General features: G+C 36.6%; 25 protein-coding genes and 1 pseudogene. 21 read left to right on the top strand and 5 right to left on the bottom strand.

Annotated elements, in window-relative coordinates; genetic code table 11:
• Positions 1-11: 11 nt before the first annotated feature.
• The 9 genes and pseudogenes from rsmG to D9782_RS04705 all read left to right on the top strand — a co-directional run bounded on the left by rsmG (position 12) and on the right by D9782_RS04705 (position 6377).
• Positions 12-725, top strand: a complete 714-nt coding sequence (gene rsmG, locus D9782_RS04740) for a 16S rRNA (guanine(527)-N(7))-methyltransferase RsmG (protein WP_026680115.1) — start codon at positions 12-14, stop codon at positions 723-725.
• Between the two features lie 438 nt (positions 726-1163).
• Entirely contained in the window at positions 1164-2039 is an 876-nt protein-coding gene (gene noc, locus D9782_RS04735; RefSeq protein WP_121604241.1) for a nucleoid occlusion protein, read from the top strand.
• A 196-nt stretch (positions 2040-2235) separates the two neighbouring features.
• Positions 2236-3009, top strand: a complete 774-nt coding sequence (locus D9782_RS04730) for a ParA family protein (protein WP_026680114.1) — start codon at positions 2236-2238, stop codon at positions 3007-3009.
• The gene (locus D9782_RS04725; protein ID WP_026680113.1) at positions 2990-3826 is read left to right on the top strand and encodes a ParB/RepB/Spo0J family partition protein; all 837 of its coding nucleotides are present in this window, start codon (positions 2990-2992) and stop codon (positions 3824-3826) included. The genes D9782_RS04730 and D9782_RS04725 overlap by 20 nt, the downstream gene beginning before the upstream one ends.
• A 329-nt stretch (positions 3827-4155) precedes the next feature.
• On the top strand, positions 4156-4284 hold the full coding sequence (locus tag D9782_RS23755) for a hypothetical protein (RefSeq protein ID WP_255637857.1): 129 nt from the start codon (positions 4156-4158) through the stop codon (positions 4282-4284).
• A 25-nt stretch (positions 4285-4309) separates the two neighbouring features.
• Positions 4310-4714 (top strand): annotated as a pseudogene (locus D9782_RS23510) (aminotransferase class V-fold PLP-dependent enzyme).
• 84 nt (positions 4715-4798) lie between these two features.
• Positions 4799-5503 (top strand): DUF554 domain-containing protein, encoded by a 705-nt coding sequence (locus D9782_RS04710; protein ID WP_121604238.1) that lies wholly within the window; start codon positions 4799-4801, stop codon positions 5501-5503.
• A gap of 21 nt (positions 5504-5524) precedes the next feature.
• A complete protein-coding gene (locus D9782_RS22720; protein ID WP_162986332.1) occupies positions 5525-5680 on the top strand; it encodes a hypothetical protein in 156 nt (51 codons plus the stop codon).
• 499 nt (positions 5681-6179) lie between these two features.
• Complete coding sequence (locus D9782_RS04705; RefSeq protein WP_121603754.1) at positions 6180-6377, top strand: hypothetical protein; 198 nt, start codon at positions 6180-6182, stop codon at positions 6375-6377.
• A 326-nt stretch (positions 6378-6703) separates the two neighbouring features.
• On the opposite strand, the gene yyaC is transcribed toward D9782_RS04705, so the two are convergent.
• Entirely contained in the window at positions 6704-7324 is a 621-nt protein-coding gene (gene yyaC / locus D9782_RS04700; RefSeq protein WP_121604237.1) for a spore protease YyaC, read from the bottom strand.
• A gap of 87 nt (positions 7325-7411) precedes the next feature.
• Here yyaC and D9782_RS04695 point away from each other — a divergent pair, with 87 nt between their 5' ends.
• From D9782_RS04695 to D9782_RS04655, 9 genes are all read left to right on the top strand, one after another.
• Positions 7412-8437, top strand: coding sequence for a YkvI family membrane protein (locus D9782_RS04695; protein ID WP_026681847.1), 1026 nt, complete (start codon positions 7412-7414; stop codon positions 8435-8437).
• A gap of 25 nt (positions 8438-8462) precedes the next feature.
• On the top strand, positions 8463-9470 hold the full coding sequence (locus tag D9782_RS04690) for a mechanosensitive ion channel family protein (RefSeq protein ID WP_121604236.1): 1008 nt from the start codon (positions 8463-8465) through the stop codon (positions 9468-9470).
• Positions 9471-9510: 40 nt separating this feature from the next.
• Entirely contained in the window at positions 9511-9708 is a 198-nt protein-coding gene (locus D9782_RS04685) for a DUF951 domain-containing protein (protein WP_121604235.1), read from the top strand.
• Positions 9709-9920: 212 nt separating this feature from the next.
• Positions 9921-11021 carry a redox-regulated ATPase YchF gene (ychF, locus tag D9782_RS04680; protein ID WP_026681844.1) on the top strand — a complete coding sequence of 367 codons (1101 nt, stop codon included), beginning with the start codon at positions 9921-9923 and terminating at the stop codon, positions 11019-11021.
• Positions 11022-11224: 203 nt separating this feature from the next.
• Positions 11225-11515 carry a 30S ribosomal protein S6 gene (gene rpsF / locus D9782_RS04675; RefSeq protein WP_026681843.1) on the top strand — a complete coding sequence of 97 codons (291 nt, stop codon included), beginning with the start codon at positions 11225-11227 and terminating at the stop codon, positions 11513-11515.
• A 15-nt stretch (positions 11516-11530) separates the two neighbouring features.
• A complete protein-coding gene (gene ssb, locus D9782_RS04670; RefSeq protein WP_026681842.1) occupies positions 11531-11995 on the top strand; it encodes a single-stranded DNA-binding protein in 465 nt (154 codons plus the stop codon).
• Between the two features lie 20 nt (positions 11996-12015).
• Positions 12016-12246 carry a 30S ribosomal protein S18 gene (gene rpsR, locus D9782_RS04665; protein WP_026681841.1) on the top strand — a complete coding sequence of 77 codons (231 nt, stop codon included), beginning with the start codon at positions 12016-12018 and terminating at the stop codon, positions 12244-12246.
• Positions 12247-12884: 638 nt separating this feature from the next.
• Positions 12885-13718: a mechanosensitive ion channel family protein gene (locus D9782_RS04660; protein ID WP_121604234.1), complete on the top strand. Its 834-nt coding sequence runs from the start codon at positions 12885-12887 to the stop codon at positions 13716-13718.
• A gap of 471 nt (positions 13719-14189) precedes the next feature.
• Positions 14190-14387: a hypothetical protein gene (locus D9782_RS04655; RefSeq protein ID WP_121603754.1), complete on the top strand. Its 198-nt coding sequence runs from the start codon at positions 14190-14192 to the stop codon at positions 14385-14387.
• A gap of 264 nt (positions 14388-14651) precedes the next feature.
• On the opposite strand, the gene D9782_RS04650 is transcribed toward D9782_RS04655, so the two are convergent.
• The 4 genes from D9782_RS04650 to D9782_RS04635 form a co-directional block, all read right to left on the bottom strand.
• Entirely contained in the window at positions 14652-15275 is a 624-nt protein-coding gene (locus D9782_RS04650; RefSeq protein WP_026680451.1) for an ATP-binding cassette domain-containing protein, read from the bottom strand.
• Between the two features lie 105 nt (positions 15276-15380).
• On the bottom strand, positions 15381-16055 hold the full coding sequence (modB, locus tag D9782_RS04645; RefSeq protein ID WP_121604233.1) for a molybdate ABC transporter permease subunit: 675 nt from the start codon (positions 16053-16055) through the stop codon (positions 15381-15383).
• Between the two features lie 21 nt (positions 16056-16076).
• The gene (gene modA / locus D9782_RS04640; RefSeq protein WP_026680453.1) at positions 16077-16865 is read right to left on the bottom strand and encodes a molybdate ABC transporter substrate-binding protein; all 789 of its coding nucleotides are present in this window, start codon (positions 16863-16865) and stop codon (positions 16077-16079) included.
• Positions 16866-16896: 31 nt separating this feature from the next.
• Positions 16897-17382, bottom strand: a complete 486-nt coding sequence (locus D9782_RS04635; protein WP_121604232.1) for a DUF1189 family protein — start codon at positions 17380-17382, stop codon at positions 16897-16899.
• Between the two features lie 291 nt (positions 17383-17673).
• Here D9782_RS04635 and D9782_RS04630 point away from each other — a divergent pair, with 291 nt between their 5' ends.
• Genes D9782_RS04630 through rplI form a run of 3 tightly spaced genes read left to right on the top strand, consistent with a single transcriptional unit; the run spans position 17674 to position 21074 of the window.
• Complete coding sequence (locus D9782_RS04630) at positions 17674-18615, top strand: YybS family protein (protein ID WP_026680455.1); 942 nt, start codon at positions 17674-17676, stop codon at positions 18613-18615.
• Positions 18616-18660: 45 nt separating this feature from the next.
• Positions 18661-20631, top strand: a complete 1971-nt coding sequence (locus tag D9782_RS04625) for a DHH family phosphoesterase (protein ID WP_121604231.1) — start codon at positions 18661-18663, stop codon at positions 20629-20631.
• The gene (gene rplI / locus D9782_RS04620) at positions 20628-21074 is read left to right on the top strand and encodes a 50S ribosomal protein L9 (RefSeq protein ID WP_026680457.1); all 447 of its coding nucleotides are present in this window, start codon (positions 20628-20630) and stop codon (positions 21072-21074) included. Before D9782_RS04625 ends, rplI begins: the two co-directional genes overlap by 4 nt.
• Positions 21075-21124 lie beyond the last annotated feature (50 nt).

Genomic DNA, 21124 nt, shown 5'->3' with positions numbered 1-21124 from the left:
GAGTTAACGGTATGAACCCAGAACAATTTGTACAAGCTTTAAGGATAAAAGGAATCGATCTAAATCAACAGCAGCAGGAACAATTTGCTATCTATTATCGTACGTTAGTTGAATGGAATGAAAAAATAAATCTTACTGGTTTAACAGAAGAAAAGGATGTCTACTTAAAGCATTTTTATGATTCCATAAGTGCGGCCTTTTATTATGATTTCACTACAGACTTAACTATCTGTGATGTCGGAGCAGGGGCAGGATTTCCCAGTATTCCTTTAAAGATATGTTTTCCGCAGCTTAAAGTAACGATTGTGGATTCATTAAAAAAACGTATCGGCTTTTTAAATCACTTAGCAACGGAGTTAGCGTTAGATAACGTTGCTTTTTATCATGATCGTGCCGAGAATTTCGGGAAGAACCAATTTCGAGAATCGTTTGATATAGTAACAGCAAGAGCTGTCGCCCGTATGTCCGTGCTATGTGAATTGTGTTTACCATTAACTAAAAAGCATGGAGTTTTTCTTGCTATGAAGGGATTAAAGGCAAAGGATGAAGTAGGACAAGCAAAATCGGCAGTTGAGTTATTAGGTGGAAAATTAATGCATACATACACATTTGCTTTGCCTGAAGAAGCTAGCGAACGATCTATTATAGAGATTAAAAAAGTAAGAAAAACACCTAAGAAGTATCCAAGAAAAGCTGGCTTACCAAACAAAGAGCCAATTGAATAAGCTATCATTACTTACATGTATGAATTTTAGCGATCAAAGCATTAATTTTAAAATAGGCTGATTGGATATTCTTTGGCTAAAAAATGTGATAAAATATAAGCTGATGCACTATCATCCAGCAACATGTACATGGGTGTGTAGTTTTTATACAAGCGCAGTAGCATTTTTGCTGCAGCGTTTTTTCTTAAGCGATATGAACGTATAAGTGATGAAATGTCTAGATTTACTGCCTTTTTTATAGGTCTTTAGCACTTTCCTTAAGGAAATAAAAGATTTGTAAAGGCATGTTGGGAGTAGTCAAGTTGCCCCGCGCTTTTCTTATGAATACCTTTTCCTGTGCTATAATAATGATAGATTCATATAAAATGTTTCACGTGAAACATTTTATATTTTATACATAGATAAGCATATCAAGTACAATAGAGGTGGTGTGGGATTATGGTGAAGCCCTTTAACCGATTTTTTGGAATAGGTGATAAATCTGAAGCGGATTCAGATGCTGAAATGGAATCGTTTCATCCTGATGAAGTTATTCAGATTCCTATCAATCATATAGAGGCCAATCGATTTCAACCAAGATCGATTTTTAGTGAAGAAAAAATAAAAGAACTCGCACAGACAATTCATACGCATGGAATGATTCAACCAATCGTCGTACGTAAGTTAGAGGTGGATGGCGAGGAAGAAAAATATGAGTTAATAGCTGGGGAACGCAGATGGAGAGCAGTGCAATCATTGGGATGGGAATACATCTCGGCTATTATTCGTGAAATGACAGATGCTGAAACTGCCTCCGTAGCATTAATTGAGAACTTGCAACGAGAGGAATTAACAGTTATAGAAGAGGCAACTGCTTACGCTAGACTATTGGAAATACATTCATTAACGCAGGAAGCATTAGCACAACGTTTAGGCAAGAATCAATCTACAATTGCTAATAAGCTTCGTTTATTAAAATTGCCACAGCCCGTACAAGAGGCATTATTGGGTAAATACATCACAGAAAGACATGCACGCGCACTCATTAAATTGAAAGATGAAGAAAAGCAGATTAAATTATTACAAGATATTTTGGATAATGACCTAAATGTTAAACAAACAGAAGATCGAATTAAAAAATTAAATGAGCAACAATCTACAACGAAAAAGAAAGCGCCAAAGAGAAAAGGGTTCAATAAGGATATTCGAATTGCAATGAACACCATTAGACAGTCTTTAAATATGGTGTCAGATACGGGAGTAGAAGTTGAATCAGATGAACAGGATTTAGACGATTACTACCAAATCACAATAAAAATACCTAAAAAGAAGTAAAGCTATTATACATCGAAATAATTACATGTACAGCCCATCTTTTACAAAAAAGATGGGTATTTTGCACATGAATAGTTAAAACACGGAAAATGGTGCAATTTTGGATTATGAAATAGAAACAAAACATAAATAAGTCGCCCATTGCATAAAAAAAGTGATAAAATAGAAAGTATATAGTTTTAGGGTAGGTGTCAACATGGGAAAAATAATGTCCATCGCAAATCAAAAAGGTGGCGTAGGAAAAACAACTTCATCGGTGAATTTAAGTGCTTGTCTTGCACATTTGGGCAACAATGTACTTCTTGTTGATGTAGATCCCCAGGGAAATGCAACAAGTGGTACAGGGGTTAATAAAGCAGATGTGAAAAACTGTATCTATAATGTACTAGTAGAAGATCTACCAGCTGAGGAAGTTTGTATTCCAACAAATGTAGACAACTTAGATATCATACCTGCTACCATTCAGCTTGCTGGTGCAGAAATTGAACTTGTACCAACAATTTCTAGGGAAATAAGATTAAAGAAATCATTAGAAAACTTGAAAGAAAAGTATGATTATATCATTATAGATTGCCCGCCTTCTTTAGGCTTATTAACATTAAATGCATTAACTGCTTCAGATACGGTAATTATTCCAGTACAATGTGAATATTATGCTTTGGAGGGGCTAAGTCAGTTATTGAATACCATTCGACTAGTCCAAAAGCACTTAAATAAGTCACTTATGATAGAAGGGGTACTGTTGACGATGTTAGATGCAAGAACGAATTTGGGTCTTCAGGTAATTGAGGAAGTTAAAAAATATTTTCAGGATAAGGTGTATCAAACGATTGTTCCTAGAAATGTGAGGTTGGGTGAAGCTCCTAGCCATGGACTTCCGATTATAAGTTATGATCCAAAATCAAGAGGGGCAGAAGTATACCTTGAATTAGCGAAGGAAGTGATGGCCAATGGCGAAAGGGTTAGGTAAAGGTATTAATGCTTTTTTTCCAGACATTGAAGAGCATGAAGATGATGTTATTCAGGAAATAGCCATTACTGAATGTAGACCAAATCCATATCAACCACGTAAGACATTTCATGCAGATGCTATTGAGGAGTTAAAAGAATCGATACTAGAATATGGAATCATTCAACCACTCATAGTACGTAAAAGTATTAAAGGATATGAAATAGTTGTTGGTGAACGAAGATACCGTGCTGCTAAAGAGGCTGGTTTAGAAAAACTTCCTGTCGTCATTAAAGAATTATCGGATGAAAAAATGATGGAGCTTGCCCTATTAGAAAATCTTCAAAGAGAAGATTTAACACCGATTGAAGAGGCGCATGCATACGCCAACTTAATGAATGAATTAAGGATTACCCAAGAAGAGCTATCAAGGAGGTTAGGAAAGAGTCGCTCACATATTGCCAATATCGTTCGGTTACTTTCCTTACCAGATCAGGTGATAGCTTGTATTAACAACGGGGAGCTTTCAATGGGTCATGGACGAGCCTTATTAGGTCTGAAAGATAAAACTAAACTGCAAGCACTGATTCAAAAGATACGGAGAGAGAAGCTGAATGTTAGACAAGTAGAGAAGTTAATTATTCAGTTAAATGAAAAACCGGTGAAGAAGAAAGAAAAGCCTAAGAAGGATATTTTCCTTCAGGAGAGAGAATCATACTTAAGAAATAGGCTGGGTACAGCAGTTTCCATTCAGCGCGGTAAACGAAAAGGTAAAATTGAAATTGAGTTTTATAATGATGAAGACTTACAACGAATTATGGATGTATTAGATCAGTGAGCGAGCCACAACATATGATATGATTTTAATAAAAGACTGACAATGAAAAATGTCAGTCTTTTGTTATAGTCTAGGAAATTATAAAATTAGCCTATGTGGATAAATAGAGGCGTGGTGAGCCGCGCCCAGATCCAGCGCCCAGAAACTAGGCGGGTTCACGAATCGCCCTAATCTAAGTCATTATTGGCTCGCAAGCACACCGTGATTCCTTTATATCCGTTGACTCGATCCAGTCGCTATGTTTCTAATCGGTGCTTGTACTTTTGTTCTATACACGTATAAATTAATGAGCTTCAGCTTATAGTCTAAATAGAATTGGCGGATAGATCATGATATATTTTGATCAAGCTGCCTCATCTTATCCGAAACCACCAGTAGTTATCGAGGCGATGATGAGGGTAATGAATGAAATAGGTGCGATCCCCAAAAGAGGGGGGCATACTATGGTACAAGGGTGAATTAAAACCACTTATTCATGGAGGGATGGGAAGCCATTCAGAGGAAGTATTGCAACCAAACGGATGGTCGGAAAGATTTGAAAGTGGTACGTTGAATACGCTAGCGATAGCTGGTTTACTTGCTGCTTTAAGTTTATTTGAAAAACAAGTAGAGGAAATTGTTTCACGTGAAACATTATTAACGCAAATGCTTGTGAATGAGCTCCAAGCAATTTCTGGTGTTACGTGCTATAGGATAGATGAATGATCTCTGCCAATGATAGCATTTAATAGTAAAGATATATCATCACATGAAATTGCTACGATACTGGATGCACATTATCAGATCGCATTACGAGCTTGTCTACAATGTAGTTCACTAATGCATGAAATGTTGCAAACCAGCGAACAAGGTGCTGTAAGAGTAAGTCTTTCGAGAAGCAATACATAAGAAGAAATAACTCCATTTATAAAAGCAATGAGAGACATTGCAAGCATCTATTAAATTAATTCAATTATTGGGGATGATGAGGGCATGGCATTATATGGAACTATCATCAATGGCGTATTAATCATCATTGGTAGTTTGTTTGGTTTACTCTTTACAAAAATTCCTGAACGGTATAAAGAAACAGTTATGCAAGGAATTGGATTGGCAGTTATGATTATTGGGGTTCAAATGGCACTTTCCACAGAGCTAATTATCATTGTATTACTCAGCTTACTTACAGGGGCAATTCTAGGAGAGCTATTGAATCTAGAAGTAAGATTAAATAGTCTGGGAACATGGATAGGAAGTAAATTCACGACGAAAAGCAGTGATTTTAGCGTATCCCAAGGTTTTGTCACTGCATCACTAATTTTTGTAATAGGTGCCATGTCGGTAATTGGTGCTTTAGATAGTGGAATTCGTGGTGATCATGAAGTATTAATTACAAAAGGAATTCTTGATGGATTTGTAGCGCTCGTATTAACGACAACTTTAGGATTTGGGGTTATCCTATCGGTTATCCCGGTTGTTTTATATCAAGGTACTATTGCCTTATTAGCTACACAAATAGAACAAATCCTTCCAGAAAGCTTTCTGAATGGCATGATAACAGAGCTAACTGCAGTAGGTGGAGTACTAATTCTGGCGATTGGCTTCAATCTACTAAAAATCACATCTATTCGAATCGGAAATCTATTGCCAGCTATTATTACAGTAGGTTTTATATATTATATATATCAATTATTCTAAATGAGGGGGTAACTTTCGTATATGGAAATATACATAGGCTGGTTATTAGCAGTAATTGTTACTATTTTAACTATAGTTGTTATAATTCAAGGCATCCGCTCAAGGATACATGATAAGTATAAAAAACTATCAGAATTAGAAGAACGCATTAAAAAGCTGGAAAAAGATAATAACTAGTAGATAGGGAAACAGCGATCACAGCATGAGTATCGCTGTTTTTTGTTGATTAAGATTGTGTATAACAGAGTAAGTCGTTTCATAGATGCCGACGAGACCTACGATTATGATTATGATAAGTCAACAGTGAATCGCTGTGGCTATTTGTGTTTCCTTTACCTCATGCGAAGTGGTTCGGTCCTACGTTGCTAATGGGGGCACCTGCTTCTTTGTTCAAAGTTAAGAAAGTATAAAATCAGTGCAATGACTGCGTTAAGCCAAGTAGTTATTTTGAAATGTTTGATGTATATTGGCAATGCTCCGACTAATTACTTCGCTTTCCGCGGGCACGGCCTCAACTAACTTTGCAAAGAAGAACACGTTGCAAAGTGGATTTTCGGCTCGCGCTAATCCCGCAGGAGTCTACGTAATTAGTCTTCGCTATGAGAAGGTGCAACAATTCTTGTCATAAGTAATAGGTTGACTTTTTTTACAATGGGTAAAGTGAAAATCGCTATTCGTGAGTATAAAAGCAGCTGTGTTACTTCATGCTAGCGTTGTAGAGCCTGATAATAGCGAAGGCCGGCCACTTCAACTCCTGTGGGAAATGTTTGACCTGAAGATCCACTTTTTTGAGCGGGTTTTGCTAAAAAAGTTAGCTGAAGGACAAACCCCACGGAAAGGGAAGTGGGCAGCCGGAGTGGTGGTCAAGCAGTAGCTATTATTCCATAATAGCTACTAGAGGAAGCGTAAATCTGAGCATTTAGTGATAAGGACTGAGCGAATTTTGCTCAGTTTTTCTAATAGTTTAGGAAATCAAGGTAATTATAAAATTTGCCCATGTCAATAAATAGGAGCGTGTTGAGCTGTGTCCAGCTCCAACGCCTAGAAACTAGGCGACTTCATGGACGATAAGTTGTCATTGGCTCGCAACCGCACCGTGATTCCTTTATAGCATTTGACTCGCTCCAGTCGCTACGTTTCTAATCGAGCGCTTGTGCTTTTGTTCTATGCATGTACACACCATCGAATCACTTCAATAATCTAATTAGGTATTGTAGGATTGGCGACTTGAATGACAACTGCAGGAGAATGGTGCTGATAAATTAATCGCTGATCAAGCTGTTCTAATAAGTCCGCTGTTTTACTAGCCATTCGCATCACTAAGCTTAATCTAGTGTTTTGCAGAACAGAATACTCCATAAACCCACTAACATTAACAACACCTGTAAGGTGAATATCACCAACTTCAGGCAGGGGCTTATTAAAGGCTGCTCCAGGTTTTATTGGCCCTGTACCAGTAATAAGGTGTCCAATGGACGTGTGTTTCCCTAAACAGGCATCTATTGCGATTACAAAAGGATTGTGATGATTGCTATAAATATCCTGTAAATAGTCATGTATATTGGTGGCATGAACGGGTTCATCTAGTGTACCATAGATCGATAAATGTTTAATTTTTTTCTCAGCTAGTAGTGTACCAGTTAATGGACCTAAAGAGTCTCCCGTAGAACGATCCGTACCAATACATACCACTACATAATCACGTGGCGAGTGCGGCATCCAGGAAATAATTTTCTCACGCATAACGTGTAAAAAATTAGGTTCTGTATGTAGCATACGGAAATTTTCATTTCTCCGGCCTAATCTGCTTTTTAAATTCATAGCTTATCCTCCAAATACATATTGGTATAGTATACGGAAATTTTTTGAAATCTATACATCGATTCTTAAATTATTGGAGGAACTTACATGCTGCGTGCGGGTATGAAATGGATGTTTTTAATTATTGGAACAACAATAGGAGCTGGATATGCTTCTGGGAGGGAATTGTGGCAATTTTTTGGTCATGAAAGTGGACTAGCTATTTGTTTATTTGGCCTATTTTTTTCGATTTGTTGTATAGTGATAATGACCATAAGCTTTGAACGACAATCGACGCATTATTTACCAGTGCTACGTGAAATTGTCGGTGAGAAACTTACTGTAATATATGATGTCATGATATTTATTTATCTTTTTACAACAACCGTAATTATGATTGCTGGAAGTGGGGCAACTTCTCAAGCGTTTAATTTCCCCTATTGGTGGGGTATAAGTATTATAATTATTGCGCTTATTATTTTATTTATGAAGGGAATAAATGGGCTACTTTCTATGAATCAATTTATATTACCATTATTATTGACAGGACTGCTATTTGTATTATTATGGTTTACCATTGATCAACAACTTGATTTATTTTCACATTGGGATGAGCAGCGTAATTGGACAGCCGCATTTCCATTTACTGCGTTAAATATTCTTCCGCTAATTGCGGTCTTGGGGGCAATTGGGAACAAAGTAAAGTCCAAGCAGGAGATATGGATAGCAAGTGTTGGTAGTGGATTAATACTTGGTGTTATCTCGTTTATTTATAATAATAGCTTAATTCAAATAGCGGATGAATTACTGTTATATGAGATTCCCTTATTTGCAATTTTAAAGCACTACCCGTTCGAAATGCTAATACTGATGAGTATTCTATTATGGTTTGCTATTTTTACAACCGCAGCTTCTGGAATTTTGGGTATCGTAACGCGTATAAAGGAGTATATAAAAAAACCATTATGGTTGATTGTTTCTGTTACCTTGGTTACAATGATTCCATTAACAGCACTAGGTTTCTCGACATTAATAAACTATTTGTACCCCATATATGGCATACTAAATTTATACGTTTTAACGCGACTATTATTATTTCCGGTATGGGATAAATTAGAAAATAAAAAAACATAGGTATTTACAGCAGGAGGAGGTACATATGGATAAGGAAGAAGTTAGCAAGGAAATAAATAATTTTAGTGATGAGTTATCTAAGTTTTGGGATTATATAACTGGGGCAGATTTTTGGCTAGCGATAGGGTTAGGTGTACTTCGAATTCTAGTAATTTTACTACTAGCTTATATAATTGTCCGAGTCACCCGTAAGGTAGTCGATCGTTTATTTAAACGAAGAGAGAATGGCCCAATTCGAATTACAGAACGACGAGAAAATACTTTGAAAAAATTAATTAAAAGTACGATAACCTATGTTGTATACTTTATTGCGTTCATCATGATACTTGATAATGTATTAGGTTTTCAGGTCGGAGCGTTACTAGCTGGTGCTGGTGTTGCAGGACTAGCTATTGGTTTTGGTGCACAGAATCTTGTTAGAGATATCATTTCAGGATTTTTCATTATTTTTGAAGACCAATTCTCAGTAGGGGATTATGTTGGAGTAGCTGGTATCGAAGGAACAGTTGAAGAAATTGGTCTACGAACTACAAAAGTATTGAGTTGGACAGGTGAAATGCATATCTTACCAAACGGAAATGTTACTCAGGTTATAAATTACTCTATTCATAATGGTCTAGCTATTGTTGATATTAACGTTCCATATGAAAGCAGTGTAGATGATGCGGAGAAGATTATTAATGATGTGGCAGTAACGTTACCTGATAAGTATGACTTTCTAGTCGGTGTTCCAGAGATTATCGGTGTGCAAAATTTAGAAGCTTCATACTTTGTTATACGAGTAATTGCAGATACGCTGCCAGGCTTTCAATGGGCAGGCGAAAGAAATATTCGTAAAGAAATGCAGGATAAGCTGTATAAAGCAGGTATTGAAATCCCTGCACCACGAATTGTTATGTATTCTCGTGAACAAAAAGATAATATTCTCAACCGTGATAAATCACAACTGCAACAAACGCAGACAAATAGAAACCAATTAAATTATGAAGAATCAGGGAATAGTCAAACGGAACAAACACCTGAGCGAGAATAATAAATAGTAGTTATAATGAGATAAAAAGGAGAAAAACAAGATGGCAGGAAAAGAGTTTGCGTTAAATGATGTCGTCATGATGAAAAAGCCGCATCCATGTGGGGAAAATCGCTGGAAAATTATTCGCATGGGTATGGATATTCGAATTAAATGTCTAGGCTGTGATCATAGTGTGATGATACCGCGTAGACAATTCACTAAAAAAATGAAAAAAGTGCTAGAAAAAGCAGAAGAATAAAAGTAGTTAAAATAGACTATGACACCTAGAAAATGTTACAATGGTAGCAGACAGAAAGAAATATTTACAACGTGATAGGGTAAAACGCAAAAGTAGGCATGTTTCTATGCCTATTTTTGTTTTTTGTCAGCTTGTCATTTGTCTAGCAAATATCTATAATTAGAATGACAAACGCGTTTATATGAATGGAATCCTTAAGGAGTGAAAGTTGAATGTCTCTAACAGCAGGAATTGTCGGTCTTCCAAATGTGGGTAAATCAACATTATTTAATGCTATTACACAAGCAGGGGCAGAAGCAGCGAATTATCCATTCGCTACAATTGATCCTAATGTCGGAATAGTGGAAGTACCAGACAATCGCTTAAATAAATTAACAGAATTAGTAAAACCAAAAAAAACAGTACCTACAGCATTTGAATTTACGGATATTGCTGGTATTGTGAAGGGAGCTAGTAAAGGCGAAGGATTAGGAAACCAATTTTTATCCCACATTCGTCAAGTTGATGCGATTTGCCAAGTGGTACGTTGTTTTCAAGATGATAACATCACGCATGTATCTGGAAGAATTGATCCTATTGATGATATTGAAATCATTAACTTGGAACTAATTCTTGCTGATTTGGAAACAGTTAACAAACGTTTTCAACGTGTAGAAAAATTGGCTAGACAGAAAGATAAGGCAGCTGTTGCAGAGTATGATATACTAGTCAAAATTAAAGCTGGTTTAGAAGAAGAAAAGCCTGTACGTGCACTAGATTTTACAGAAGAACAATATAAAGTGGTAAAAGGTCTACATCTATTAACTAGTAAACCGACACTCTATGTAGCAAATGTGAGTGAAGAAGAGGTTGCCGATCCTGATACAAACGAGAACGTACAAAAGGTTAAAGACTATGCCGCAAAGGAAAACGCCGAGGTTATCGTTGTATGTGCCAAGATTGAAGAAGAAATTGCTGAGCTTGATGTCGAAGAAAAGGAAATGTTTCTTGAAGATCTAGGAATAGCTGAATCAGGGTTAGATAAATTAATCAAAGCTTCCTATCATTTATTAGGCTTAGCTACTTACTTTACAGCAGGAGAACAGGAGGTCCGTGCATGGACATTCCAAAAAGGAATTAAAGCCCCTCAAGCAGCTGGAATTATTCATACAGATTTTGAACGAGGATTTATTCGCGCTGAAACGGTATCATATGATGATCTTGTAGAAGCAGGAACAATGTCACAGGCAAAAGAGAATGGAAAAGTGCGGTTAGAAGGTAAAGACTATGTTGTAAAAGATGGAGATGTCATTCATTTTCGCTTTAATGTATAGTCAGGAAATAACCGCTAAGGACGAATATTATATATGTATAATGTATTGAAGGATCTCTCGAAGGCTTGTTATTTACAATATGATTTGGTATAATACACTATTGTGAGTAATTATAATTTACGATTACTCCTTGCTCCTATTGCGGGAGGCAATAATGCTGATCAATATTTAGGAGCCGCTAAGACCAAAAGGAGGTGTTACGGATGAGAAAATATGAAATCATGTACATCATCCGCCCAGATATGGAAGAGGAAGCGCAGACAGCTTTAATTGAGCGTTTCAATGGAATTCTAACTGATAATGGCGCGGAGATTGAAAAGGTTGATGAAAAAGGTAAGAAGCGTCTTGCTTATGAAATCAATGACTACCGTGATGGATATTATGTAATCATTAACTTCAGTGCTGATGAACAAGCGATTAACGAATTTGATCGCCTAGCGAAGTTCTCTGATGATATTATTCGTCATATTGCAGTTCGAGAAGATGATCAATAATAAGGAGTGGTTCTGATGTTAAATCGTGTCGTTCTTGTCGGCAGGTTAACGAAGGATCCTGATTTACGTTATACACCAAGTGGAGTAGCTGTAGCTAACTTTACACTTGCAGTAAACCGTCCATTCTCTAATCAACAGGGGAACCGTGAAGCCGACTTCATTAATTGTGTTGTTTGGCGTAGACCAGCAGAGAACCTAGCGAACTTCATGAAAAAGGGAAGTATGGTTGGGGTTGATGGTCGTGTGCAAACGCGTAGATTTGAAGGTCAGGATGGGAAAACTGTTTTTGTTACAGAAATTGTTGCAGACAGCGTACAATTCTTAGAATCTAAAGGCACCTCTCAAGGTGGAGGACAGGATACATCAGGATTCCAACCAAATAGAAACCAGAACCAATTTGAACCAAATAGAAACCAAGAGGACCCATTTAAAAATAATGGAGAGCCTATCGATATATCAGATGATGATTTACCATTTTAAAATGAAAAGGAGGGTTATTTATGGCAGCTCGTCGCGGACGTGCAAAGCGTCGTAAAGTGTGTTTCTTCACTGCAAATGGAATTACACACATTGATTACAAAGACGTGGATTTGCTAAAACGTTTCATCTCTGAGCGCGGGAAAATTCTTCCTCGTCGTGTAACAGGAACTTCAGCAAAATACCAACGTAAGCTTACAAAAGCAATCAAACGTGCTCGCACAATGGCTTTATTGCCATATGTAGCTGAGTAATAAATAGTTATTAAAGGCATTATAGGCTAAGACCTATGATGCCTTTTTATTATTATATGTACATATGAAGGAATGGTGGTATATATGCTTCCTATTGAATCATTGTCATCCACTTACGTTAGCGAATTTCTTATAATGATTTGATAGACTTATCATATAGCTAACTCTATATTAACGCTTTCGTATATTTAATAATCTATCTAGGAGGTTTATGATTAATAAAATTGGGGAAGAGAATAGTAACTCCTTCTTTTTCTAGAAGCAAGATTCAGGTCTCTAGATTAACTATCTTATTCAACTAAAGGGATATAGCCAACCAAATTTGGTTGGCTATACCCCTTTAAAAGGGTGGTATTTGGTAAGCAGATTTTTTATAGAGCGTTATTAAGGGATTATTGATTGCATTACCATTTTCAGACAGTTCCTCAGAGCATATAGCTATGAGGAACTGATACCATATAAGAAAGATACGATCGTTTAATATTTTACATATTGGATTTGCGATAGTAATGGATTGGTGAACAATGGAAAATGAAATAGGTTAAATTTCGAAAACAACTCCATCAAAAACTATTTTGTGCTTTTTTACAGATGAAATTTTTGTTATAATCATAACTCGCAAAGGAGTCGATTTTAAAATGAAATGGTTGGAAAACATCGAATGGGAAGAAGTTATTTTAGATGTTGGTATTATACTCATTCAATTAGTCGCAATTCTGATTGCTTTCCTGATTACTCGTGCCATTGGAAAAAAACTAATTCAATCTTCTTTCTCAAAGGTACAGACTAAAAAGAAGATGTCTGTTGGTAGAACACAAACATTACAAGCATTAGCAATTAGTTTTTTTTCATATGTTCTCATTTTTATCACCTTGGTAATAGTGCTTGGTATATTTGGAATTAATGCTGCAGGGTTAATTGCCGGAGCAGGTATTATCGGATTAGCAATTGGCTTTGGTGCTCAAGGTCTGGTAAGTGATGTCGTAACTGGTTTTTTCTTATTACTGGAAAAACAACTAGATGTTGGCGATTATGTAACGACAGCAGGATACGGTGGTATTGTCGAAGAAGTAGGTTTACGAACAACCCAAATTCGAAGCTTTGACGGGACTTTGAATTTTATCCCTAATAGAGAGATTAGTTCACTAAGTAATCATTCTCGTGGTAATATGAGAGCTCTCGTTGACATTGGTATCTCTTATGATGATAATATTGACCATGCCATGACAATCCTTCAAGAGGTCTGTGACAAGATAAAGCAAGAGAATGAGACAATTGTAGAAGGACCAGATGTGTTAGGTGTTCAAACAATCGGTGATTCTGATATTACACTTCGGGTTATTGCAAAAACAGAAAATATGGAACAGTGGGCAGTTGAAAGACAGCTTCGTAAAGCAATTAAAGAAGCATTTGATCAAAATAACATTGATATACCTTTCCCACATCAAGTGTATATTGAAAAACAAGCATAATAGGAGTTATACGTTATCTTGTATATTCATTTAGTTTGATAACGGTTTTACTATGAGAAAAATAATATATTAATACGTGCTGTAACCTCAAGCGTTTAGAGCAAAGCTCTTCAAGAGGTTACTCACGTTCATGTGAAAAACGTAATCACCTTATGCTTATTGCTAGGCATGGGGTGATAACTTTTTTTATAAGTTAAGAAAGTATAAAATCAGTGCAATGACTGCGTTAAGCCAAGTAGTTATTTTGAAATGTTTGATGTATATTGGCAATGCTCCGACTAATTACTTCGCTTTCCGTGGGCACGGCCTCAACTAACTTTGCAAAGAAACACGTTGCAAAGTGGATTTTCGGCTCGCGCAATTCCCGCAGGAGTCTACGTAATTAGTCTCCGCTATGAGAAGGTGCAACAATTCTTGTCATAAGTAATAGGTTGACTTTTTTTACAATGGGTAAAGTGAAAATCGCTATCCGTGAGTATAAAAGCAGCTGTGTTACTTCATGCTAGCGTTGTAGAGCCTGATAATAGCGAAGGCCGGCCACTTCAACTCCTGTGGGAAATGTTTGACCTAAAGATCCACTTTTTTGAGCGGGTTTTGCTAAAAAAGTTAGCTGAAGGACAAACCCCACGGAAAGGGAAGTGGGCAGCTGGAGTGGTGGTCAAGCAGTAGCTATTATTCCATAATAGCTACTAGAGGAAGCGTAAATCTGAGCATTTAGTGATAAGGACTGAGCGAATTTTGCTCAGTTTTTCTTATAAAGAAGAAATTAGCTACAAGCCAATCTAAATGAGATCTTAAATACATAGCTCTAGTCAATCGTGGAAAGCGAAGTATATTTCCGGAGTCACTTCGTTGCACGAATCATTTTTTCTAGTTTTGTTTAATTAAAGCACATTTGTTTCATACATGTATTAGTTGCTTTTATAAAGTAATCTAAGGGGAATGCAAGGACCCATCTTTTATATGTAGGATTCGATCTCCCAGGATGTCGGCTTCCTGTTTATCATGTGTAACTAAAATAACAGGTATTTTCCAATAATCATGAAGACGTTTTAATTCATTTTGGCAATCCGCACGCGTTTTCTCGTCTAAAGCGGAAAATGGCTCATCTAATAACAGAGCTTCCGGCTTGGTAGCAAGTGCTCTAACTAATGCTACACGTTGTTTTTCCCCTCCTGATATTTGTTGTGGATATTGGTGGAGTAATGGGCGTATCCGAGTTATATCTATTAATTGTTCAACAAGTAATGGATCTTTCATCCCATAACGAATGTTCTTTTCAACTGACATATGGGGAAACAATGCATAGTCCTGAAATAAATAGCCGATTCTACGTTTATGAATAGGAACGGGCTTTTGCTGCTTATTCTGATATAAAGTTCGCTCTCCAAGGCTGATTTTGCCTTTATCGGGATGAGTTAGCCCAGCTATGCAATTTAAGATCGTTGTTTTACCTGCCCCTGAGGGTCCGAATAGGACAACGATTTCATTATGAATATCGAATGCCGTATTTAATATAAAATGATTTCGTCTTTTTTCGATCGTAACGGAAAGCATCGAACAATTCGCTCCTTTATCAAAAATCAAGCTATAAACGCGACAAATCTATTATTCTAACGTTCTTATTGTCACATTCGTTTATAGACTAGGTCTGGATGTATCTTATTCTTTGGTAAGCTTCAATATATTTCTACCACTCCACCAATTAAGCCAAAGGATTGCAGTAAAGCCGACAATAACAATACCTATAACCCAAAATAGAGCAGTTTGCATATTTCCGGATTCTACAGCAAAGTAAATGGTTAAAGGAATGGTGTTTGTTTGATTAGGTATATAACCAGCGACCATTAAAGTAGCCCCAAATTCCCCAAGAGCCCTTGCAAAGGAAAGCACAAAACCTGCCACCAAACCTGGCCATGCTAAGGGGAAGGAAATTGTCCAAAATACTTTCCATTTAGATGCTCCCATTGTAAGTGCTGAGTGTTCAAGATTTTTCTCATATTTTAGAAATGCAGCAGCAGCACTTTGGTACATCAAGGGAAATGATACAACCACAGCAGCTATTACTGCACCAACCCAAGTAAAGACAATCTGATAATCAAACCACTGGAGTAAAAGACGACCAATTGGGCCGTTTTTACCGAAGATGAATAGAAGCCCAAAACCAACTACAGTCGGCGGAAGAACAAGTGGGAGTAGAAACAATGCTTCTAATAGCCGTTTTCCTGGAAATTGATTTCGCGAAATTAATCGCGCACAACTTACACCAAGCAAAAATACTATACAAGTTGCGATGCCAGCAATTTTAATTGATAAAATTAATGGTGTATAATCCATATCTACTTCAACCTTTGCACATTAATGGATGTTACGGAAGCCATAGGACTTGAAAATAGCCGCAGCCTTATCTTGTTTCAAGAAATGGATAAAGGTCTCTGCATCATGACGGTTTGTACTATATGAAGTAACGCCAGCAGGGTACACAATAGCTGGATATAGCGTCTCATCGACTTCTGTTATTATTCGTATATCATTTGAAATAGCAGCATCAGATGCATAGACAAAACCAAGCTCTGTATTACCTGATTCTACATAAGTAAGTGCTTGACGTACATCTTTTGCATACACAAATTGCTCCTCTAACGACTGCCAAACACCACTATTTTGCAATGCTGTTTTGGCATAAATACCAGCAGGCACACTCTCAGGATTTCCGATTGCAATTTGATCAATTTGCATGTCGGAAAGCTGCTGAAGAGAAGCTATTGACTGTGAAGATTGCTTATTACCAATTAACACTAAATGATTACCGATAACGTCTGTACGTGTATCTTCAGCAATTAATTTCTCTTCTGTAAGCGTATCCATCCATTGTTGATTTGCAGATAAAAATATGTCGACAGGAGCCCCTTGCTGAATTTGTCTCGATAGTTGTCCAGAGCCTCCGTAATTGACGGTTATATTAATGTTAGGATATTCCTCTTCAAAAGCTGTAATAACCTCTGGTAAAGCATCAGCTAAGCTTGCAGCGGCAGAAACTAAGAGTTTATTAGCTTCTGTAGATTTTTGAAATGGTTCCTCTTGATTAAAGAGGGAACAACCTGTTAGCGTAATACAACTAAAGAATAACAGAACGAGGTATTTCATTTAAAAACTCCTTGTCATAAGTTGTGCTCGACTATTTTGTTCGGCGTTTTGGATATACAGATATAATCATAATTAGCAATACAAGGGAATAAACACAAAAAAACCATAAATAATGATCACTAATTGGGGTAGTTAATGCTATTAACGCGTAAAGAAAAAACGGTACCGTCGTAGTAAAGGCAGTCATTTTCCAAATGATCGAGAATTTTAGTTTTCTACCCATTATTTTCGCTAAGTTAGTACCAATATACGCTATAGCAGAAAGCAATATAAAAACGATAATAGCCATTGGTAAATAATAAAAAATGAAAAAGTAAATAATCAAAAAGATAAAGCTAAGATCAGCGCTATGGCTACTAGAATTTGTGATTCGATCAATCAGAGACGGAATAGATACAAGCAGTAATAGAATAAACATGTAAATAATCGTAATGTCCATGCCTATACGATTAAGCTGAAAGATTGCTTTCTTTCTAGGTAATTTGATACTATGTAAAAACGCATTTAGAAAAATCAATATAAGTCATCCTTACATATTAGTTTCATTTACTATTATAAAGGAAACGAAGGACAATTTCTTATTAAGTAGTTGAAAAAAGGATGACATTTATCATAAAAAAGAAAGAAAGCGAGATAATATAACAATTACTTACAATTCTTGTAGAAATATGTACTCCTTTATGGCTTCATTCCGTAATTTATTACCCGGGAAATAATTTTTTCTACGCTTTTCGACAACCATTTGCAACGAAAACATGTTATCATATTATAATGACGTAGTTACAACCAAAGTAAGATGGGGTGCAAAATGAATCATTCAAAACAACTAACTGACGGGGCGCTATTAACACTGGTATTCATGGGATTATTGCTAGTGAGCCTGTTTGTCCCAATTATACCGATAGTATCCATATTTTTATTGCCAATTCCATTTATTATTTATAGTTCAAGGTATGATTGGAAGCCAGCCCTAATCATGTTTGCCTTTTCTATTGTAATGACGATCTTATTTACAACGATCTATACGTTACCAATGACAGTTCTAATGGGGCTAGGCGGGATTATGATTGGTAGCTCTATTTATCGAAACCTCTCTGCTTATGAGACATGGGCAAGGGGGACTTTTGGGTTTATCATCGGATTATTATTTGCATTTGTTTTTACACAATTTGTATTTCAGATAAATGTAATAGATGCAATGGAGCAAATATTTAACGAATCTATGGAGATGTCAACAGGTGTGATCGAACAATTCACTGCTGAAGCGCAGTTGGAAGAAATTGATGAGATCATGCAACAAACGATCCATGCGTTTGTAACTCTGTTTCCATTTTTCTTAGCTACAATTGCTATTTTAATGGCATTTCTCAGTCAATGGTTCAGTTATAAATTTCTAAATCGAATAGAACGGAAAGACTTGCGGTTTCCACCATTTCGTGAATTGCGATTTCCGAATTCAATCATCTTTGTATATGTAATTGCTTTGTTATTTGCATTTATTTTTACGGACCCGGAAAGCTTGCAATATATGGCGACCCAAAACTTATTACTTTTAACACAAATGCTCGTTACGATTCAAGGTTTTTCATTTCTGTTTTTCTATGCTAACTATAAGAAGATAACAAAAGCATTTCCAATAATTTGTGTGGTGATCGGAGTGCTTTTCCCTATGATGTTATTTATTATTCGCTTTATAGGAATATTTGATTTAGGGTTTGGGTTAAGAGATAAGTTAGCAGAGAAGGATTAGCAGATCTATGAAAATAAAGGTAATGCACAGTAGGAGCTGAATGTGATGTCAGATAAACAAAAGAAGCCAACACTGAGAAATCATGTATGGGTCATTTATGTGCTGTCTATAATTCTGCTTAGTGTTATCTGGTATTTCCAGTGGGTAGTAGGACTAATCATGACTGTGCTTTTAGCTGTTTCGCTTTATTATAGTATCCGTTCTGAGCAAACGCTTCAAGATGAAGCGGAGCAATATATAACAACATTATCTCACCGAATTAAAAAAGTGGGAGAAGAAGCATTATTGGAAATGCCGTTTGGTATTATTTTGTTTAGTGAGGATTATAAAATTGAATGGGCAAATCCATATATGAATCAATTTGATGATGACAGTTTAGTTGGGAATTCTCTGCATTCGTTATCAGAGGATTTAATACCAAAAATTAAAGAAAATAAGGATGAAATTTGGTTTGAATTACAGGGTTATGTATTTCAGACAACAGTAAAGAAGGAAGAGAGACTTCTTTATTTATTTGATCGAACGGAGCAATCAGAATTACAAAACCTCTACCGTAATGAACAAACCGTTATATTATTTATTTTCCTTGATAATTATGAGGAAATTACCCAGAACATGGATGATACAAATAAAAGCCATTTGAATTCACAAGTTACCTCTGTTTTAAACAAATGGTCAAAACATCATGGACTATATTTGAAGCGAACATCTCAAGAGCGCTTTATCGCTGTTGGGACAAAAGAGATTTTGGCTCAGCTTGAAAAAGTGAAATTTGAGATACTTGATGAAGTGAGAGAGTTAATTGGTGAAAGAAATACGCCGTTAACATTAAGTATTGGTGTAGGTGTTGGGTATGTGGATTTACCTACGCTCGGTGAGTTAGCACAATCCAGCCTTGATCTTGCACTTGGTCGAGGTGGAGATCAAGTTGCAATAAAAGATGAATCTGGAAAGGTTCGTTTCTATGGTGGGAAAACCAATCCAATGGAAAAACGTACACGAGTTAGGGCTCGTGTGATCTCCCACGCCTTAAAGGAACTGATAAAGGCAAGTGACAATGTCATTATTATGGGACATAAAGCGCCTGATATGGACGCATTAGGGGCTGCTATCGGAATCCTTAATATTGCAATTGCCAACGATGTAGAGGGACATATCGTATTTGACCCAGAAGATATCGATACAGGTGTATATCGCCTTGTCAATGCGATTCGTGAGGAAGAGAGGATATGGCAGCATTTTGTAGATCCAGAGGAAGCAGAATCACTTATCGGTGCGAGAAGTCTAGTTGTAGTAGTTGATACACACCGTCCATCAATGGTAGCTAGTGAAACACTTTTACAGAAGACGGATTATAAGGTGGTCATCGATCACCACAGACGTGGAGAAGAGTTTATCGAAAATCCAACGTTAGTATATATGGAGCCTTATGCATCCTCTACAGCTGAGTTAGTGACAGAGTTATTAGAATATCAACCCAAAAAATTAAAGCTACGAATGCTTGAAGCAACAGCGCTGTTAGCAGGAATCATCGTAGACACAAAAAGCTTTACACTAAGAACAGGTTCACGAACCTTTGATGCAGCATCATATCTTCGAGCAAAAGGGGCTGATACAGTACTCGTTCAGGAATTTTTGAAGGAAGATATTGATGTATATGTGGAACGAAGTAAACTAATCGAGCGATCGAAAGTATATCGAGATAAAATTGCTATTTCTAGTGCAGAAGAAGGGCAAGTTCATGGCCCTGTACTAATTGCTCAAGCAGCTGATATACTTTTAACAATGAGTGGGATTACAGCTTCCTTTGTTATATCAGAGCGGAAGGATGGAAGGGTAGGGATCAGTGCTAGATCCTTAGGAGACGTCAATGTTCAAGTGATTATGGAAAAAATGAATGGTGGTGGCCATTTGACGAATGCAGCCACACAAATAGATAATATGACAATTGTAGAAGCAGAGCGATTATTAAAAGAAATTTTAGATGAATATTATGAGGGGAGCGAATCAGAATGAAAGTAATATTTCTTAAAGATGTAAAGGGAAAAGGAAAAAAAGGCGACGTTAAAAATGTATCTGATGGATATGCGCGTAATTACTTATTAAAGAACAACCTAGCTGAAGAAGCAACGCACGGTAATATGAAAGCATTAGAAGCGAAGAAGCGTAAAGATGAGCAGCTAGAACAGGAAGAAAAGGAAGAAGCAATGGATCTAAAAGATAAGCTTGCGGACTTAACTGTAGAACTAAGTGCTAAGTCTGGGGAAAATGGTAGGTTATTTGGCTCTATAACGAGCAAGCAAATTTCTGAAGCATTGAAGAAAGACTACGGGTATAAAATTGATAAACGTAAAATAGAATTGGACCAACCTATCCGAGCATTAGGTTATACAACTGTTCCGGTTAAGCTACATCCAGAGGTATCAGGTTCAATCAAAGTACATGTTGCAGAAAAATAATACGTTGTAGAAACATCTAGTAAAACAGGCGCCCTGCGCTTAGATTTACA

This window comes from Virgibacillus sp. Bac332 (assembly GCF_003667785.1).
Taxonomy (GTDB): domain Bacteria; phylum Bacillota; class Bacilli; order Bacillales; family Amphibacillaceae; genus Virgibacillus; species Virgibacillus salarius.
Note: the sequence above shows the minus strand (reverse complement) of the source record. Positions and strands in the feature narration are given on the sequence as shown.